This is a genomic window from Streptomyces sp. NPDC006368 (assembly GCF_040612535.1).
In the GTDB taxonomy this organism is placed as follows: Bacteria; Actinomycetota; Actinomycetes; order Streptomycetales; family Streptomycetaceae; genus Streptomyces.
The window spans coordinates 1-1,991 of record NZ_JBEXQK010000104.1; the positions used below are offsets into that span (position 1 = coordinate 1).

The window sequence follows — 1,991 nt, forward strand, 5'->3', positions numbered from 1 at the left end:
GTAGACGAGCGTGCGCCGCTCGTCCGCGACCTCGCGCAGCCGGCCGAGCCGCTCGCCCGCCGGCGTTCCGAGCCGGCGTTCCGAGCCGGCGTTCCGAGCCGCCCTTCCTGCCCCTGCGTTCCCTGCCCCTGCCTTCCTGCCCCTGCCGTCGCGCGCCGTTCGGCACCCGAGGAGAGACTGATTCCGCATGTCCGCTGACATGTCCGATGGGCACAAGCCGGCCCAGTCCAAAGAACAGAAGCTGGTTGACTACCTGAAGTGGGTGACCGCGGACCTTCAGAAGGCACGCGAGCGCATCACCGAGCTGGAGGCGGTCGCCGACGAACCGGTCGCGATCGTGGGGATGGCGTGCCGCTTCCCGGGCGGGGTCTCCTCCCCCGACGACCTGTGGCGACTGGTCGCGGAGGGTACGGACGCGATCAGTGAGTTCCCCGCCGACCGCGGCTGGGACCTGGACGCCCTCTACAGCCCCGACTCCACCACGCCCGGTACGTCGTACACGCGTGAGGGCGGGTTCCTGGACGGCGCCGCCCTGTTCGACGCGGAGTTCTTCGACATCTCGCCCCGCGAGGCCGTCGCCATGGACCCGCAGCAGCGGGTGCTGCTGGAGACGGCGTGGGAGGCCTTCGAGAACGCCGGGATCGACCCGGCGTCCCTCAGGGGTTCCCGGACCGGTGTGTTCGCCGGCGTCGTGGAGCAGAGCTACCTCGGCCTGGAGGGCCCGCAGGAGCTCGAGGGCTATCTGATGACCGGCAAGCTCAGCAGCGTCGCCTCCGGCCGGATCGCCTACACCTTCGGGCTGGAGGGGCCCGCTCTGTCGGTGGACACGGCGTGCTCGTCGTCGCTGGTCGCGCTGCACCTGGCGGTCGAGTCGGTACGGCGCGGCGAGTCCACGCTGGCGCTGGCCGGCGGTGCCACCGTCACCGCGACGCCAGGCGGGTTCGTCGACTTCTCCCGTCAGAACGGTCTGGCCCCCGACGGCCGCATCAAGTCGTTCGCGGCGGCGGCCGACGGCACCGCCTGGTCGGAAGGTGTCGGCCTCCTCGTCGTCGAGCGGCTGTCCGACGCGCGCCGCAACGGCCACCAGGTCCTGGCAGTGGTCCGGGGCAGCGCGGTCAACCAGGACGGCGCGAGCAACGGACTCACGGCGCCCAACGGCCCCTCCCAGGAGCGGGTCATCCGCCAGGCGCTGGAGAGCGCGGGGCTGCGGCCCGCCGACGTGGACGCCGTCGAGGCCCACGGCACCGGCACCCGGCTCGGCGACCCGATCGAGGCACAGGCCCTCCTCGCCACCTACGGGCGGAACCGCGAACAGCCCCTGCTGCTCGGCTCGCTGAAGTCCAACATCGGGCACACCGTCGCCGCGGCCGGTGTCGGCGGCGTGATCAAGATGGTGCAGGCCATGCGCCACGGCGTGCTGCCCAAGACCCTCCACGTCGACGAGCCCACCCCGATGGTGGACTGGACCGCCGGTTCCGTGGAGCTGTTGACCCAGGCCCGTGTCTGGCCCGTACGGGAGGAGGGGCCGCGTCGGTGCGCCGTCTCCGCGTTCGGAGTGAGCGGCACCAACGCCCACGTGATCATCGAGGAGGCCCCGGCCGAGGCCCCCACGGCCGCCGTGGCCGCTCCGGAGGAGGGGGCCCCGGCCGCGCCGGCGGTCGTGCCGTGGTTCGTGTCGGCCCGCACGGAGGAGGCGCTGCGCGCCCAGGCCGAGCGTCTGCACGCCCACCTGACCGCCCACCCGGAGCTGAGCGCCGCCGACGTCGGGTACTCCCTGGCCACCACCCGTACGCTGCACGACCGGCGGGCCGTGGTGACCGGTTCCGGCCGGGACGATCTGCTGGCCGCGCTCCGCTCACTGGCCGACGACCCGTCCCCGGCATCGCGTACCGCGAGCGGTGTGCGGTCGGGGGGTGGGGTCGGGTTCGTCTTCTCCGGCCAGGGCTCCCAACGCCCCGGCATGGGCCACGACCTCTACACCACCTACCCCA

General features: G+C 73.1%; 1 protein-coding gene. It reads left to right on the forward strand.

Annotated features, from left to right (window positions below; all coding sequences use genetic code 11):
- Nucleotides 1-187 precede the first annotated feature (187 nt).
- The coding region (locus ABZZ38_RS30415; protein WP_356745773.1) for a beta-ketoacyl synthase N-terminal-like domain-containing protein at nucleotides 188-1,991 on the forward strand (1,804 nt) is incomplete at its 3' end.